At 73.5% G+C, this 15,757-nt stretch carries 13 protein-coding genes; 3 read left to right on the top strand and 10 right to left on the bottom strand.

The annotated features are described in order from the left end of the window. Nucleotides 1-310 precede the first annotated feature (310 nt). The 10 genes from AB0O40_RS10505 to AB0O40_RS10460 form a co-directional block, all read right to left on the bottom strand. On the bottom strand, nt 311-1,423 hold the full coding sequence (locus tag AB0O40_RS10505; protein WP_365037932.1) for a mechanosensitive ion channel family protein: 1,113 nt from the start codon (nt 1,421-1,423) through the stop codon (nt 311-313). A 264-nt stretch (nt 1,424-1,687) separates the two neighbouring features. Then, nucleotides 1,688-2,806, bottom strand: a complete 1,119-nt coding sequence (locus AB0O40_RS10500) for an LLM class flavin-dependent oxidoreductase (protein WP_365037929.1) — start codon at nt 2,804-2,806, stop codon at nt 1,688-1,690. A 12-nt stretch (nt 2,807-2,818) separates the two neighbouring features. Then, nucleotides 2,819-3,865 carry an LLM class flavin-dependent oxidoreductase gene (locus AB0O40_RS10495; RefSeq protein WP_365037926.1) on the bottom strand — a complete coding sequence of 349 codons (1,047 nt, stop codon included), beginning with the start codon at nt 3,863-3,865 and terminating at the stop codon, nt 2,819-2,821. Continuing rightward, entirely contained in the window at nt 3,862-5,229 is a 1,368-nt protein-coding gene (locus tag AB0O40_RS10490; protein ID WP_365037923.1) for an NtaA/DmoA family FMN-dependent monooxygenase, read from the bottom strand. The genes AB0O40_RS10495 and AB0O40_RS10490 overlap by 4 nt, the downstream gene beginning before the upstream one ends. Nucleotides 5,230-5,256: 27 nt before the next feature. Beyond that, nucleotides 5,257-6,387, bottom strand: coding sequence for an LLM class flavin-dependent oxidoreductase (locus AB0O40_RS10485; RefSeq protein WP_365037920.1), 1,131 nt, complete (start codon nt 6,385-6,387; stop codon nt 5,257-5,259). Nucleotides 6,388-6,524: 137 nt separating this feature from the next. Continuing rightward, nucleotides 6,525-7,235, bottom strand: a complete 711-nt coding sequence (locus AB0O40_RS10480) for a GNAT family N-acetyltransferase (protein WP_365037917.1) — start codon at nt 7,233-7,235, stop codon at nt 6,525-6,527. A 10-nt stretch (nt 7,236-7,245) separates the two neighbouring features. Then, nucleotides 7,246-8,262, bottom strand: a complete 1,017-nt coding sequence (locus tag AB0O40_RS10475) for a transporter substrate-binding domain-containing protein (protein ID WP_365037914.1) — start codon at nt 8,260-8,262, stop codon at nt 7,246-7,248. Nucleotides 8,263-8,342: 80 nt separating this feature from the next. Beyond that, on the bottom strand, nt 8,343-9,128 hold the full coding sequence (locus AB0O40_RS10470; RefSeq protein ID WP_365037911.1) for an amino acid ABC transporter ATP-binding protein: 786 nt from the start codon (nt 9,126-9,128) through the stop codon (nt 8,343-8,345). Continuing rightward, nucleotides 9,125-10,120, bottom strand: a complete 996-nt coding sequence (locus tag AB0O40_RS10465) for an ABC transporter permease subunit (protein WP_365037908.1) — start codon at nt 10,118-10,120, stop codon at nt 9,125-9,127. The genes AB0O40_RS10470 and AB0O40_RS10465 overlap by 4 nt, the downstream gene beginning before the upstream one ends. After that, the gene (locus AB0O40_RS10460) at nt 10,117-10,665 is read right to left on the bottom strand and encodes a rhodanese-like domain-containing protein (protein ID WP_365037905.1); all 549 of its coding nucleotides are present in this window, start codon (nt 10,663-10,665) and stop codon (nt 10,117-10,119) included. The genes AB0O40_RS10465 and AB0O40_RS10460 overlap by 4 nt, the downstream gene beginning before the upstream one ends. Before the next feature lie 315 nt (nt 10,666-10,980). Here AB0O40_RS10460 and AB0O40_RS10455 point away from each other — a divergent pair, with 315 nt between their 5' ends. The 3 genes from AB0O40_RS10455 (at nt 10,981) to AB0O40_RS10445 (ending at nt 15,725) form a co-directional block, all read left to right on the top strand. Beyond that, the gene (locus tag AB0O40_RS10455) at nt 10,981-13,209 is read left to right on the top strand and encodes a sulfatase-like hydrolase/transferase (RefSeq protein WP_365037902.1); all 2,229 of its coding nucleotides are present in this window, start codon (nt 10,981-10,983) and stop codon (nt 13,207-13,209) included. Between the two features lie 98 nt (nt 13,210-13,307). Then, nucleotides 13,308-14,711 carry a sulfatase gene (locus tag AB0O40_RS10450; protein ID WP_365037899.1) on the top strand — a complete coding sequence of 468 codons (1,404 nt, stop codon included), beginning with the start codon at nt 13,308-13,310 and terminating at the stop codon, nt 14,709-14,711. A gap of 90 nt (nt 14,712-14,801) precedes the next feature. Beyond that, nucleotides 14,802-15,725 (top strand): formylglycine-generating enzyme family protein, encoded by a 924-nt coding sequence (locus tag AB0O40_RS10445; protein ID WP_365037896.1) that lies wholly within the window; start codon nt 14,802-14,804, stop codon nt 15,723-15,725. Nucleotides 15,726-15,757: the final 32 nt, after the last annotated feature.

The following is a 15,757-nucleotide window of genomic DNA, read 5'->3' as shown; positions in this document are numbered from 1 at the left end:
GGTGACCGTCCCAGCGCGTCTCGTGGGTCCCGGCCGGCGGCCGTCCCGCGGGACGGCCGCCGTTGGGACATGGCCCGGCCCCCCGCCGGGGGCCCCGGGCGGCGGGCCTTGGGAGGGTGCTCGCACCCGGTCGCACGGAGCTGCCCGACCGGCTGGCGGGCCGTCTCGGGAGGCACATGGGACGGATGGCGTTCGCTCGGGACGCCGGCGGCCACCGGCTCGCCGCACCTCCCGGACAGGCCGATCCGCACCCGGTCCGGGCAGGAGGCGGGTGCGGTCGCCTGACGTCGTCTCGGCCGGCCCGCGGGCGCTAGCGGCGCCGGTCGGCGAGGAGGTCGGGCGAGGCGTCCCGCTGGTGGGGCAACGGGGGGAGCGGAGCGGGGGTAGGGCCCGCGTCTTCCTGCTGGAGCGAGATCGTGCGGGTGGGCGCGGGGATCGAGATGCCCTCGGTCCGGTACCGCTGGTGCAGGCGCTTGATGAACTCGTGCTTGATCCGGTACTGGTCGCTGAACTCCCCGACGCCGAGGATGACCGTGAAGTTGATCCGGGAGTCCGCGAAGGTGTGGAAGCGGACGGCGGCCTCGTGGTCCGGCACGCCGCCGCTGATGTCGGCCATCACGCTGTCGACCACGTCGAGGGTGACCTTCTCCACGTGGTCCAGGTCGCTCTCGTAGCCCACTCCGACCTGGACCAGGATGGACAGCTTCTGCTCGGGCTGGGAGTAGTTCGTCATGTTCGTCCGCGCCAGGCGGCCGTTGGGGATGATCACCAGGTTGTTCGACAGGTTGCGCACCACGCTGTTGCGCCAGTTGATGTCGACGACGTACCCCTCCTCCCCGCTGGTGAGCCGGATGTAGTCACCCGGCTGGACCGTCTTCGAGGCGAGGATGTGCACGCCCGCGAAGAGGTTGGCGAGCGTGTCCTGCAGGGCCAGTGCCACCGCCAGACCGCCGACCCCCAGGGCGGTGACCAGCGGGGCGATGGACACCCCGAGGGTTTCCAGGGCCACGAGGACGCCCATCGTCAGCACCACGATCCGGGTGATGTTGACGAAGATGGTCGCGGACGCCGCGACGCCCGTGCGGGACGCGGCCACCGACTGCACCAGCCCGGCCACCACCCGGGCCGCGCTGAGCGTGGCGATGACGATGAGTACCGCCGTCAGCGACTGGTCGACCAGGCCCCCGACCCGCGCGGTGAGCGGCAGGATCGAAGCGGCCACCGCGGCGGCGGTGATCACGGCGGCCCAGGGGACGATGGAGCGCAGCGCGTCGACGATGACGTCGTCCCCGCTCCACTTGGTCCGGCTCGCGTGCTTGCCCAGCCACTTCATCAGGGTCCGCAGCACCAGAGCGGCCGCGCAGCCGGAGGCCAGCGCGATACCGGCCACCACCCAGTCGTGCAGCACCAGGTCCCGGGTCACCGTCCCGCCCCCGCCGCGTCGAGGACCAGGGAGCTGGCCGCAGCGGGCAGCCGTATCTGCTGTGTCGTCACCGTGTCACCATTCAGGTCGTGTTGTTGCGCGGCCACGCGGAGCGGACGTGCGCGTTCCGAAGGAACTGCCATCCTCACTCATGCCCCGGCCGCCGCCGCAGCCGGACCCCGCCCGGGTCGGGTCCGGGGGTTCGGAACCGCTCGCGGAGCAGGGTGAAGGGCTGCGCCGACCCTGGTGGTGGGGACGTGGGCGTCAGCGGCGGTGCCACTCCTCCGCCAGGAGGCGGTAGGAGCGGACCCGGTCGGCGTGGTCGTGGGTGATCGTGGTGATCAGCAGCTCGTCGGCGCCGGTGGCCTCCTGGAGGCGTTCGAGGTGGTCGGCCACGGTCCGCGCGGAGCCCACGAACTGGGTCTCCACCCGGTCGGCCACCAGCTTGTGGTCGGCGTCCGTCCAGGCGGCGGTCAGCGCCCGGGCCTCGGCCGGGGACGGGAAGGGGATGGCCCCCTCGGCGGTGCGGATGCTGTGTACCCAGGGCGCGTACCCGGCGGCCAGCTCGCGGGCCGTGGCGTCGTCCTCGGCCACGACCACGTCCGCGGACACGCTCACGTACGGCCGGTCCAGTTCGGTGGAGGGCTTGAACGCGGCCCGGTAGCCCTCCGCCGCCTCCAGCACGCTCGCCGGGCTGACGTGGTAGTTGGCCGCGAACCGAAGGCCGTTGCGGCCGGCCGTCTCGGCGCTCTGGCCGCCGCTGCTGCCCAGGACCCACACCTGTACGTCGGCCCCCTCGCCGGGCACGGCGTGCGCCTCGACGCCCTCCGCGGTCCGGTACTCGCCGCGCAGCAGCGCCAGCACGTCGTCGACCTGCTCGCCGTAGTCCTGCGGCTTCGCGCCGGGCAGGTTCAGCAGCTTCTGCTGCAGCGCGATCCGGGGATGGCCCAGCAGGTGCGCGAAGGAGAAGCGCTCCGGGATGCGCAGCCCGTTCGGGGTGTACCCGACGAAGGGCTCCGCCTCCGCGGCCCGCTGCGGCGGCCGGCCCGCCGAGCGGCCCAGCCCCAGGTCGAGGCGGCCCGGGTGCAGGGCGTCGATCAGGCCGAACTCCTCGACCGTGGACAGCGCCGTGCGGTGGCCGAGCTGTACGGCACCGGAGCCGATCCGGATCGTCGAGGTGGCGGAGGCGGTCAGGGCCAGCACCACGGCCGGGGAGGTCCCGGCGACCCCGGGGTTGAGGTGGTGCTCGGCGAACCAGTAGCGGGCGTAGCCCAGCTGCTCCGTCTGCCGGGCCAGGTCGATGGTGTGGTGCAGGGCGTCGGCGGCGGTGGAGCCGGAGGGGATCGGGATGAGATCGAGGACCCCGAGCGGGATGCCGGACATGGCCAGGTCTCCTTACAGATCGGCGAAGGGGGGATCGGGGATCTCGCGGCGCAGCACCGGCGCGATCTCGGCCTGGAACAGCTCGAGCGAGGCGCGGTGGGCGGCCGGTGGCAGCCCGCCCGGTTCGGCCTGCAGGTGCAGGACGGTGTGGCCGAACTCCTCGTGGTAGCGGTGCACCTTCTCGACGATCTGCTGGGGGCTGCCGATCAGCGCGGAGCTGCGCGCCACGAAGTCGTCCAGGTCCGGGAAGACCGGTTCCAGGCCCGCCTGCTTGTGGAAGGCGAGGTACTGCTCGAACGCCGGCCGGTACGCCGCCACCGCCCGCTGCGAGGTGCGCGCGGTGTGGAAGCCGGCCGTGCCCGCGCCCACCACGGCGAGCGCCGGGTCGTGCCCGTAGTGCTCCCAGCGCTCCCGGTAGTGGCGGACCAGCTCGGCGTACGGGCCGATCGGATGGGTGACGTTGGCGGAGAACAGCGGATCGCCGTAGCGGGCCGCCAGCTCCACGGACTCCCGGCTGGTCGCGCTGCCGTGCCAGACCCGCGGCGGCCGCCCGCCCGGCCGGGGCAGCACCTCGGCGTCGCGCAGCGACGGCCGGAAGCGGGGCTCGGCGCTCACCCGGTCCTCGCGCCAGAGCCGCCGCAGCAGCGCGTACCCCTCGGCGTTGCGCTCCCACTGGTCCTCGGGCGTGACGTGGAACAGTTCCCGCTGCGCCGTGCCGTTGCCCTTGCCGATCATCAGCTCCAGCCGCCCGTCGGACAGGTGGTCCAGCGTCGCGTAGTCCTCGTACGCCCGGACCGGGTCGAGCAGGCTCAGCGTCGTGACGGCGGTGAACAGCCGGATCCGGCGGGTCAGGGCGGCGATGTGGGAGAGCACCACCGGCGGTGCGGAGGACAGGAACGGCCGCTCGTGCCGCTCGCCGACCCCGAAGCCGTCGAAGCCCAGCTCCTCCGCCGTCACCGCGCTCTCGACGACCTCGCGGAACCGCCGGCGGACGGGGGTCAGCTCGCCCGTGACCGGGTCCGGGGCGTGCACGATCAGGGTGATGGCCAGGAACTTCACGAGACCTGCCGGTCGCCGGCCGGCAGGCCGAGGCCGAGGTGGTCGCGCAGGGTGGTGCCGCTGTACTCGCTGCGGAAGACGCCGCGCTCCTGGAGGAGGGGGACCACGGTGTCGGCGAACCCCTCCAGCCCGTCCGGGGTGATGTGCGGGACCAGGATGAACCCGTCGGCGGCGTCCGCCTGGACGAGGTCGTTGACGGCCTCGGCGACGGTGGTGGGCGAGCCGACGAAGGTCTGCCGGGCGGTGGTGGCGATCACCAGCTCGCGGATCGAGAGGTTCTTGGCCTCGGCGAGCTCGCGCCACTGCCGGGCCGTGGCCAGCGGGTCGCCGAACTGCCGCACGCTCGCCCGGCCGAGGGCGATGGTGTTCTCGCCGGGGTCGGGGTCGACGTCGGGGAGGGGCCCGTCCGGATCGTAGCCGGACAGGTCGCGGTTCCAGACGTGCTCCAGGTACTTGAGGGCGGTGGCCCCGCTGACCTGGGCGCGGCGCACTTCGTGGGCGAGCTCGCGCGCCTCGGCGTCGGTGTCGGCCAGGACGAAGGTGGCGGCCGGCAGGATCAGCAGCTCCTCGGGGCGGCGGCCGTACCGGGGCAGGCGGCCCTTGACGTCGGCGTAGAACTCCCGGCCCTCCTCCAGGGTCGCGTACCGGCCGAAGATGGCGTCGGCGCGGGCGGCGGCGAACTCGCGGCCCTCGTCCGAGTCGCCGGCCTGGAAGACCACCGGGCGGCCCTGGGGGCTCCGCGGCACGTTGAAGCGGCCCTCGATGTCGAAATGGCGGCCCCGGTGCGCGAAGGCCCCGGCGGCCTCGTCGTGCAGGAAGGTGCCGGAGACCGGGTCGGCGGCGATCTCGGTGCCGTCCCAGGAGTCGAACAGCTCGGTCGCGGTGGCCAGGAACTCCTGAGCGCGGCTGTAACGGTCCTCGCGGGCCAGGAATCCGCCGCGGCGGAAGTTCTCCCCGGTGAAGGCGTCCCAGGACGTGACCACGTTCCAGGCGGCGCGTCCGGCCGAGAGGTGGTCGAGGCTGGCGAACTGCCGGGCCACCTCGTAGGGCTCGTTGAAGGTGGAGTTGATGGTGCCGGTCAGGCCCAGGCGTTCGGTGACGGCGGCCAACGCGGCGAGCACGGTGAAGGTGTCGGGCCGCCCGACCACGTCCAAGTCGTAGATCTGACCGCCCTGTTCACGCAGCCGCAGCCCTTCGGCGAGGAAGAGGAAGTCGAACTTGGCGCGCTCGGCGGTCTGCGCGAAGCGCACGAAGGAGTCGAACTCGATGTGGCTGCCGGCCGCGGGGTCGCTCCACACCGTGGTGTTGTTGACCCCGGGGAAGTGGGCCGCGAGATGGATCTGCTTGAGCGGCTTGGTGCTCATGGTGTCCTTCCGGTTCCGGGTCCGGCCTCAGGCCGAGAGGGCGGCGTAGCGGTTGGCGGGACGTTCCAGTCCCAGCCGCCCGCGCAGCGAGGAGGCCTGGTAGCCGCTCCGGAACGCGCCGCGCCGCTGGAGCTCGGGGACCAGCAGGCGGGTGATGGCGGGCAGGTCGTGGGCGAGCGTGCCCGGGCGCAGCCGGAAGCCGGTCAGGCCGGCCCCCTGCCACTCCTGGAGCAGGTCCGCGAGCTCGGCGGGGGTCCCGCTGAACGCGGCGGCGTCGGTGGGGGCCGGGGCGCCGGCGAGCCGGTCGAGCCGGTCGCGGCGGGCGGCGGCCGCGGGGCCGTCCTCGTCCAGGAAGACGGTGAGGTCGGCGAAGACGTGCCGGGGGCCGGGCGGCGGCGGCAGCACGGTGGTCGCCGCCCGCGCCTCCTCCAGGTCGCGCGGGGTGACGTAGACGAGGTCGACCAGACCGGCCCGGGGGGCCACCGCGCCGGCCGAGGCGGTGACCAGGGGCTGGCCCTGGGGCGGCCGCGGGGTGATGGACGGCCCGCGGACGCTGAAGTGCGGTCCCTGGAAATCGACGTAGTGCAGCTTGTCGCGGTCGACGAACCGGCCGGTGGCCACGTCCCTGATCTCCGCGTCGTCCTCCCAGCTGTCCCACAGCCGCCGCACCACCTCCACGTGGTCGGCGGCCTCCGCGGCCAGCTCGCCCACCGGCACGGGGAACTCCCGGCGCCCGAAGTGCCGTGCCTCGTGGGGCAGTCCGGTGGTCTGTACGCGCAGCCCCGCCCGGCCCCGGCTGACGTAGTCGAGCGTGGCGATCGCCTTCGATATGTGGAAGGGCTCGGTGTGGGTGGCCGTCACGCTCGGGACCAGCCCGATGTGCCGGGTCAGCGGCGCGATCCGGGCGGCGGTCAGCACCGCGTCCAGCCGCCCGCGCACCCGGTCCGTGCGCGCGTCGGGCTCCGCCACCGTGGACGACTGGAGGGCCAGGCCGTCCTCGAAGGTGACGAAGTCCAGCAGCCCGGCCTCCGCTTCGGCGACCGCGTCGGCCCAGTACCGGGCCGTGAACAGGTCGGCGGGCCGGGCGCCCGGTTCCCGCCAGGCCGCCGGGTGCCAGCCGGCGCCGTCCAGCGCGACGGCGAGGTGCAGTTCGGACACGTCGGGAAACGCCTTTCTGATCGACCACGAAGTGGGTGACGAAAAGGGAGCGCGGGAAATCCGGGCCGCAATGGCCTTCGGGGCCGCCTGGTGAAAAACGCTACGCCGCATGAATGTGCGGCACAACGACCGCAGTATTAAGGGAATTTGGCAGCATTGTTGCCCGGAGTCCGGACCGCGAGGAACAGCGGCCGCCGGCGCAGCGTGAAGCCGATCGACTCGTAGAGCCGGATCGCCCCGGTGTTGCCCGCCCCGGTGTGCAGGAACGGCACCTCCCCGCGCTCCCGGATGCCCGCGGCCACGGCCCGTACCAGCCGGGTCGCCAGCCCCCGGCCCCGGTGCCCGGGATCGGTGCACACCGCGCTGATCTCCGTCCAGCCGGGCGGCCGCAGCCGTTCTCCCGCCATGGCGACCAGCCGGCCCTCGTGGCGGATCCCGAGGTACCCGCCCAGCTCCACGGTCCGGGGCAGGAACGGGCCCGGCTGCGTGCGGGCGACCAGGTCGAGCATCTCCGGCACGTCGGCCGGCCCGAGCCGCACCGCCTCGGGCGCGGGCTCGGCGCGCAATGCGCTGTCGACCAGCTGGACGCCGGGGATCGAGCCGACGGCCTCCCAGCCGTCGGGCGGGTCCAGCAGGCCGGTGAGCAGGACGACCTGACCGGGGCCGGCCAGGGCGTGCAGGTCCTGCCAGGCGCGGGGGTCGCCGGGGTCGGCGAGGGCCGCGAAGGGGGAGACGTCGTCGCGGTAGCGGGCGGCGCGGCCGCCGCCCTGCGGAGTCGGTGCGGCGAACCCGGCATGGGCACCGCGGAGCGAGGCCCACGCCGGGTTGTCCAGGATGTGTGAGGGCATCGGCGGCGGCTCAGGAGTTGGTCAGGGGAAGGCCGGGCGGGTCGACCTCGGAGGTCTTCACGGCCTCCGCGGACAGGTTCCAGGCCGTCAGCAGCTTCGCGTACTGCCCGTTGCTGATCAGGTGGTTGATCGCCGCCGCCACGGGTGCCGCCAGCTTGCTGTCCTTCTTCGCGGTCGCGGCGATCAGCCCCTGCAAGGTCTCCCCGGCACCGGAGAACTGTCCGGCGTTCCGGGTCGGCTTGGCGCTCCCCGCGGTCTGGGTGATGTGGTAGGCGCTGGACGGGTTGGGCACGAAGGTGATGTCGATCTTCTTGCCGCTGAGCGCCAGGTAGGTGCTGCTGCTGTCCGGGAAGTACTTGACGTCGATGTCCTTGCCCTCGGCACGCAGCTTCGTCTGCCACTCCAGGAGGATCTTCTCCTGGTTGGTGCCACGGGCCACCGCGACCTTCTTCCCCGCGAGGTTGCGGTAGTCGCCGCCGAAGTTCCAGGTGCTGTCCTTCAGCACCTCGAAGGCCAGGTTGTCCTGCCGGTACGAGGCGAACTCGTACTTCTTCTTCCGCTCCTCGGTGACGGTGACGTTGGTGAAGGCCGCGTCGACCTTGCCGCTGTCGATGCCGACGAACAGGTTCTCCCAGGTGAAGTTCTTCACCACCGGCTTCAGCCCGAGCACGGCGGCCACCAGCCTCCCGAGGTCCGGCTCCGCTCCGGTCAGGGTCTTCTGGTCGGTGCCGACGTACGCCAGCGGCGCGAACCCGACGGGCAGCGCGCCCACCCCGATGACGAGTTCGCCCCGGGACCGGACGGCCTCGGGCAGCTTGGCCCGGAGCGCGGCGTCGACGGGGACGGTGAGGTCCGTCTGCTGTGCGGCGCCGTTGGAGAGGGCGCCGACGGTGACCGTGCCGGGGCCGGCCGGAGCGCCGGCCCCGCCGGCCTTGTCGTCCTCGCCGCAGGCGGTGAGCCCGGCGAGGAGGGTCGCGGCGGCGGCCGCGGTGGTGAGGGCTCTGCCCAGTGGTGTCAGGCGGTGCATGGCGTGCCGTTCCTTCGGTTCGTGGGGAGGTGCGCGACGGACCGTGGGAGGTCCGACGCAGGTTCGGGGGAGGGGGGCGGTCAGAGCACCTTGCTCAGGTACTCCCTGGTCCGCGGGTGGACCGGGTCGTCCAGGACCTGCTCGGGCGGGCCCTGTTCGACGATCCGGCCGTCGTCCAGGAAGACGACCTCGTCGGCCACCTCGCGGGCGAAGCCCATCTCGTGCGTGACGATCAGCAGGGTGGTCCCGCCGCCGGCCAGGTCCTTGATGACGGCCAGCACCTCGCCGACCAGCTCCGGGTCGAGCGCGGAGGTGGGTTCGTCGAAGAGGATGACGCCGGGCCGCAGCGCCAGGGCGCGGGCGATGGCCACCCGCTGCTGCTGCCCGCCCGAGAGCTGCCGCGGGTAGGCGTCGGCCCGTGCTCCCAGCCCCACCCGGTCCAGCAGCTCACGGGCGAGAGCCCGGGCCTGGGGCCGGGACAGCCGGCCGGTCGCCACCGGCGCCGCGGCCACGTTGTCGAGGGCGGTCAGGTGCGGGAAGAGGTTGAAGTTCTGGAAGACGAAGCCGATCCGGCCGCGCTGGGCGAGGATCGCGCGCTCGCTCAGCTCCTTGAGCCGCCCCGCGTGCCGCCGTACGCCGATCAGCTCGCCGCCCACGCTGACGTGTCCGGCCCCGGGCTTCTCCAGGTGGTTGACGACCCGCAGCAGCGTCGACTTGCCGGAGCCCGAGCGCCCGATCAGCACGGTGACCGTGCCCGGCCGCACGCGCAGGCTCACCCCGTCCAGAACCCGTCGGTCCCCGTACCACTTGTGCACGTCGTGCACCTCGATGCCGGCGGGCGGACCCGTGGTGGCGGTGGCGGTCATCGTGCGGTCTCCTTCACGAAGCGGGCCCGCAGCTCGCGCAGGCCGGCCCGGGCCCGCTGCAGGGGGGTGGGCGGTACGGTCCGCAGCGCGCCGCGCGCGTAGTGCCGCTCCACGTAGAACTGCACGACGGACACGACGCTGGTCAGGACCACGTACCAGGCGGTGGCGACCAGCAGCAGCGGCACCACGTCCCCGGGATAGGTGGCACCCAGGCTCTGCACCGAGCCGAACAGGTCCAGCAGGGACACGTAGAACACCAGCGAGGTGGCCTTGACCAGCCCGATCAGCTGGTTGACGTAACCGGGCACGATGGCGCGCAGGGCCTGCGGGAACACGATCCGGGTGAACCGGTACCGGGCGGGCAGCCCGAGCGCGGCCGCCGCCTCGTGCTGGCCCTGGTCGACGGAGAGCAGCCCGGCCCGCACCACTTCCGCCGCGTACGCCGCTTCGGCCAGGCCCAGTCCCACCACGGCCACGGTCATGTCGGTGGCCAGCTTGGACTCGTCGAAGGTGACGAAGGCCGGCCCGAACGGCACCCCGAGGCTCAGCGTGGGGTACAGGGCGCTGAGGTTGTAGAGGAAGAGCAGGACGACGATCAGCGGCACCGAGCGCAGCAGCCAGATGTACGTCCAGCTCACCGTCCGCAGCACCGGGCTGGCCGACAGCCTGCCCAGGGCCAGCAGGATGCCGCCCAGCAGCCCCAGCACCGCGCTGTACGCGGCCACCTGGAGCGTGATGAGCAGCCCGTCCAGGATCACCGGCCGGGTCACCCAGTACGCGAACCGGTCCCACTGGTAGAAGGGGTTGGTCAGAAGTCCGTGCGCGGCCTGGGCGGCCAGCACCAGTACGACGACGGTGGCGACCCACCGGCCGGGCCGCCGCAACGGCAGCACCCGCTCCGCCGGAGCGGGCGGACCGGACCGTCCGGACGGGCCGGCGGGCCCGGCCGGGCGGACCGACTCGGCCAGGGACGCCTGCGCGGGCTCGGTCACGGCTGGCCCCCGCTGCCCCGGCGGTTGAACGGCAGCCGGCCCAGGACCACCGCCATGCCGCAGGTGTCGGTGAGCGCGGAGAACACCAGGCCCGCGGCGATCGCCGCGGCCAGCAGCTGGAAGGCCGGGTGCACGAGCAGCCCGAGGAGCAGGCCGAGCAGCACCACGGCGCCCGCGGTGAAGCGGACCTGGCGTTCCATGCTCCAGACGGCCCGGACCGGGCCGGGCGGGTGGCTGAGACCATGGCCGGCGGCCGTCCAGGCGGTGGTGCCGCCGTCCAGGGTGGCCGCCGGGACCCCGTGCTCGGCGAGGGCCGCCGCGGCCCGTCCGGCGCGGGCTCCGGAGGCGCACACCAGCAGCAGGCCGCCCCGCTCGGCGGCCTGCCGGAGCTCGGGCAGGCTCTGCTCGACCCGCTCGAGCGGGATGTTGAGGGAGTCCGGCAGATGGCCGGAGGCGTACTCGCCCGGGGTCCGGACGTCGACGGGAGTCAGCTCGTGCAGGCGGGCCTGGGCTTCGCCGACGCTGAGGGCGGTGGAAACGCTCATGGCGGGACTGGTCCTTGACTGGGGCGGAAGGGGCACGGGCCGCGGAGTCGGTGGGGGAGCGGGGCCGTGCCGGGGATGCTAGGCACTTTTCAGCCGTCCGGACGGCCGGCGGCGCGACTGCCACGAGCTCGCCATGCGGCGGCAACATCGAGGACGCGCCCGGATGCCTCACACGGCTCCAAGTGCCGGTCAGACGGCCGCGGTTGCCTTTCCGGCGCCGTCACACGTTCTTCATGCCCCGTGCATGGCCCCGGCCCGGTCGGCCGCCCCATCATCGGCTGACCACCCGCAGCCGCCGTCGAGGAGCGCCCACCCATGTCCAGCCGCCGCACCTTCCTGGCCGGTTCGACCGCCGCGCTCGGTCTGACCACCGCCACCGCCGCCGGGCCGGGGCAGGCGGCGGCCGCGGTGGCGCCCCCGGCGGCCGGCCAGGTCCGCCGGCCCCCGAACGTCGTCGTCGTCCTGGCCGACGACCTCGGCTACGGCGAACTCGGCTCCTACGGACAGCGGTTGATCGGCACGCCCCGACTGGACCGGCTCGCCGCCGAGGGGCTGCGCTTCACCGACGCCTACTCCACCGCGGCCGTCTGCGCCCCCTCCCGCTGCTCCCTGCTGACCGGACTGCACACCGGCCACTCCACCGTGCGCGCCAACCCCTCTGCCGGCGGGCAGGGATCGCTCACCGCCACCGACACCACCTTCGCCCAGGTGCTCAGGGCCCGCGGCTACCGGACGGCCGTGATCGGCAAGTGGGGCTTCGGACCGGAGGCCGCCGGCCAGGACAGCCATCCGGCCGCCCGCGGCTTCGAGGAGTTCTACGGCTACATCACCCACGGCCACGCCCACGAGTACTACCCCGAATACCTCTGGCACAACGACACCAAGGAGCCCATCCCTGCCAACGCCGGCGGTGCCAAGGCCGTGTACGCCCCCGACCTGCTGGAGCGGCACGCCCTGGAGTTCATCGACGGCCACGCCGACGAGCCGTTCCTGCTCCTGCTCACTCCCAACGTGCCGCACGCGCCCAGCGACGTGCCCGACACCGGCGCCTACGCCGACCGCCCCTGGAGCGCGGCCGACAAGGGGCACGCGGCCCAGGTCGGCTTCTTCGACGCGCTGGTCGGCAAGGTTGTCGACCGGCTCCGCGCCCGCGGCCTGGAGCAGGACACCATCGTCCTCGTCACCAGCGACAACGGCCCCCACGAGGAGGGCGGGGTCAACCCCGACCTCTTCGACGCCAACGGCCCGCTGCGCGGCTACAAGCGCAACCTCTACGAGGGCGGAGTGCGCATCCCCCTCGTCGCCTGGGGCCCCGGCCGCGTCCGGCCGGGTACCAGCGACCGGCCGACCCCGCTGACCGACCTGCTCCCCACCCTGGCCGAGCTCGCCGGCGCCCCGGCCCCCACCGACGTGGACGGCCTCTCCGCCGCGCCCCTGCTCGCCGGCAGTGCCGACTCGGCCCGCCACGGACACTTGTACTGGTTCCGCGACGAGTGGGGCGTCACCGCCCGGGCCGACGCGCAGGACGGCAAGCGCGCCACCTGGCTGGCCGAGGCGGTGCGCCGGGACAACTGGAAGGCCGTGCGCTTCGCCCCCCAGCGCGACCACGCCCTCCCCGACGACAAGTGGCAGGTGGAGCTGTACGACCTGGCCGCCGACCCGGGGGAGACCAGGAACGTCCGCGACAAGAACGCCGCGAAGGCCGGCGAACTGGTCGCGCTGATGCGCTCCTCCTGGCAGGACGTCTATCCCCGCAAGCCCTTCGGTACGCGGCTGGCCCTGACCGGGCCGGCCGTCCCGGGGCAGGCGTTCACCGCGACCGCCACCTTGGACAACGGCTCCGCACGGCCCTGGACCGACGCCGCGCTCGTCCTGCGCGCCCCCGCCGGCTGGAGCGTGGCCCCGGCCAACCCGGCCACGGCGGACCAGCTCGCCCCGGGCGGCCGCCTCACCGCCTCCTGGCAGGTGACCCCGCCTCCGGGCACCGCCGCCGCGACCACGTGGACGCTCACCGCGGACGGCACTGCCGACGCCCCGGCCGGGCCCCTGCACTTCCCGGCCACGGGCACGGTCACGACCGCGCCGGCCCCTCCGGTCCGCGACTCGTACCTCTCCGACCTCCCCTGGATCAGCGCCTCCAACGGCTGGGGACCCGTGGAACGGGACGCCTCGAACGGCAAGAACGCCGCCGGCGACGGGCCCCCGATCGCCTTCGGCGGTACGACGTACCCCAAGGGCCTGGGCGTCCACGCACCCAGCGACATCTCCTACCACCTGGGCGGCGCCGCCCGGCGCTTCACCTCCCTGGTCGGCATCGACGACTTCTCCGCCAAACAGAGCAGCCTGGGCGCCACCCGCGCCAAGGTCTACGGAGACGGCCGGCTGCTGCTGACCACCCCCACGCTCACCGCCGCCACCGGACCGGTCCGCCTCGACCTGGACGTCCGAGGGGTACGCGTCCTGCGCCTGGTCGTCGAGGACGCCAACGACCGGACCTCGTTCGACCACACCTCCTGGGCCCTGGCCCACGTCACGGTGGCGTGAACGATCCCGCACCTCCCACACCCGTCTCTCTGCCACCCGTTCACGGCAGGCGATCTGCCGTACCCGTCCCGAGCTGCGGAACCAGGAGAAGACATCCCATGAGCCACAACAGCAGACCACAGGTGAGCCGCCGCGGATTCCTCGCCGGCACGGCGGCGGCCACCGGCGCCGCAGCGGTTCCCACGCTCGCCCAGGTGGCCGCCGGCGCCCCCGCCGCGGCCGCCACCCGTCCGAACATCCTGCTGATCGTCACCGACGACCAGCCCAAGCACACCGAGTGGGCACAGCCCAGGACCACGGCCTGGCTGGCCGACCACGGCGTGACGTTCACCCACGGGCACGTCACCACCCCGCTCTGCGCGCCCTCCCGGTCCTCGGTGCTCACCGGCCGCTACGCCCACCACCACGGCGTCCGCAACAACAAGGCCTCGTACCAGCTCGACCAGAACACCACGCTCCCCAAGTACCTGAAGCAGGCCGGCTACCGCACCGGCCTGTTCGGCAAGTGGCTCAACTCCTGGACGCTGTCCGACAACCCGCCGCACTTCGAGGAGTTCGCGCTGCTCCAGCCGGGCTACGTCGACGCGCAGTGGAACGTCGACGGCACGGTCCGGACGATCAACGGGTACACCACCAACATCATCAAGAACCGGACGCTGGCCTTCCTCGACAAGGCGGCCGCCGACTCCCGGCCCTGGTTCGCGTACGTGACCCCGTACGCCTCCCACGGCCCGCGCACCCCGGAGCCCAAGTACGCCGGCACCGCCGTCCCGGAGTGGAACGGCCGGCCCTCCGTCCCGGAGAACGACCGCAGCGACAAACCGGCCTACGTCCGCAACGCCACCGGCACCCTCGCCGACGGCCGGCAGATCCGCGCCGAACAGCTGCGCACCCTGCGCACCGTGGACGACACCGTCCAGGCTTTCAAGGACAAGCTCCAGGCGCTCGGACAGCTGGAGAACACCCTGGTCATCTACATCGCCGACAACGGCTTCGGCTGGGCCGACCACGGCTGGACCAAGAAGTCCGTGCCCTACCGGCCGGCGCACGAGGTGCCGTTCTACCTGTCCTGGCCGGCCCGCGGCCTGGCCGCGGGCACCACGGACGACCGCATCACCGCCAACATCGACATCGCCCCCACGATCCTCGACGCCGCCGGCCTCACGCCCGCCCACGCGGTGGACGGCCGGTCCTTGCTCTCCTCGTACAGCCGCGACCACCTGCTGGTCGAGTGGTGGCAGCAGGGCGCGGCCGCGGCCGGCCCGCCCACCTGGTCGTCGTACGTGGCCAAGGACGAGCAGTACACGGAGTACTACGACCTGACCACCGACGGCAACGGCACGGTGTCGGGCACGGGCCAGGTGAAGTTCCGCGAGTACTACGACCTGGCCGCCGACCCGTACCAGCTGACGAACAAGCTCCACCAGGCCACGCCCCAGGACGAACAGAACCTGGGCATCCCCGCCCTGGCGGCGACACTCGCCGCGGACCGCACCGCCTAGCGGCGATCCGGCGGGTGCTCCCCGGCGCCGCCCGGGAGCACCCGCCCGACCCGGGAGCACCCGCCCACCCACCATCCGACGGAGCCCCCCATGCCTTCCTGCTGCACCCCCGGCGCCGGTGACGCGCACGCCGCCACCGGCGCGCTCACGGTCGCCCCGGCACCGCGGCGGCGTCCCGCCGACCCCCGGCGCGCCGCCCGCCGGCTGATCGACCTGCCGGGCGGGCGGTTCCTCATGGGCACCGACGACCCGGACTCCTTCCCGGCGGACGGCGAGGGTCCGGTGCGGGAGGCCGAGGTCGGCCCGTTCAAGATCGCCCCCACGGCCGTGACCAACGCCCAGTTCGCCGCCTTCGTCAAGGCCACCGGCCACGTCACCGACGCCGAACGCTTCGGCTATTCCTTCGTCTTCGGCGGGTTCCTGTCCGCCGAGGTCGCCGCGGTCTCGCCGCCCGTGGCGGCCGTCCCGTGGTGGCGGGCCGTCGCCGGCGCGACCTGGCGGCACCCCGAGGGCGCCGGCTCGTCCTTCGCCGCCCGCCAGGACCACCCCGTCGTCCACGTCTCCTGGCACGACGCCCAGGCGTACTGCACCTGGTCCGGCACCCGGCTGCCCACCGAGACCGAATGGGAGTACGCGGCCCGCGGCGGGCTCGAGCAGCGCCGCTACCCGTGGGGCGACGAACTCTCCCCGGGCGGGCGGTACATGTGCAACATCTGGCGGGGCGACTTCCCCGACCTCAACACCGCGGCGGACGGCTGGGAGGGCACCGCGTCCGCGAAGTCCTTCCGCCCCAACGGCTTCGGCCTCCACAACGTCGTCGGCAACGTATGGGAGTGGTGTGCGGACTGGTTCGCACCGGACACCAGCCGAGTCATGCGCGGCGGCTCCTACCTCTGCCACGACTCGTACTGCAACCGCTACCGCGTCGCCGCCCGCAGCTCCAACACCCCCGACAGCTCGACCGGCAACATCGGCTTCCGCGTGGCGGCCGACACCGCCGGGCCCCGCCCGTAGCCGGACCCGTGAACATGCGGCTGTCCCGGAGC

The organism is Streptomyces sp. NPDC089919, assembly GCF_040684615.1.
In the GTDB taxonomy this organism is placed as follows: Bacteria; Actinomycetota; Actinomycetes; order Streptomycetales; family Streptomycetaceae; genus Streptomyces.
This window is presented reverse-complemented; position numbering and strand designations above follow the sequence as displayed.

Excerpts from the sequence above, each read along its gene's own strand:
- AB0O40_RS10445 (WP_365037896.1), top strand. The coding sequence starts at position 14,802 with ATGCCTTCCTGCTGCACCCCCGGCGCCGGTGACGCGCACGCCGCCACC.
- AB0O40_RS10450 (WP_365037899.1), top strand. The coding sequence starts at position 13,308 with ATGAGCCACAACAGCAGACCACAGGTGAGCCGCCGCGGATTCCTCGCC.
- AB0O40_RS10480 (WP_365037917.1), bottom strand. The coding sequence starts at position 7,235 with ATGCCCTCACACATCCTGGACAACCCGGCGTGGGCCTCGCTCCGCGGT.
- AB0O40_RS10490 (WP_365037923.1), bottom strand. The coding sequence starts at position 5,229 with ATGAGCACCAAGCCGCTCAAGCAGATCCATCTCGCGGCCCACTTCCCC.
- AB0O40_RS10500 (WP_365037929.1), bottom strand. The coding sequence starts at position 2,806 with ATGTCCGGCATCCCGCTCGGGGTCCTCGATCTCATCCCGATCCCCTCC.
- AB0O40_RS10455 (WP_365037902.1), top strand. The coding sequence starts at position 10,981 with ATGTCCAGCCGCCGCACCTTCCTGGCCGGTTCGACCGCCGCGCTCGGT.
- AB0O40_RS10460 (WP_365037905.1), bottom strand. The coding sequence starts at position 10,665 with ATGAGCGTTTCCACCGCCCTCAGCGTCGGCGAAGCCCAGGCCCGCCTG.
- AB0O40_RS10475 (WP_365037914.1), bottom strand. The coding sequence starts at position 8,262 with ATGCACCGCCTGACACCACTGGGCAGAGCCCTCACCACCGCGGCCGCC.
- AB0O40_RS10470 (WP_365037911.1), bottom strand. The coding sequence starts at position 9,128 with ATGACCGCCACCGCCACCACGGGTCCGCCCGCCGGCATCGAGGTGCAC.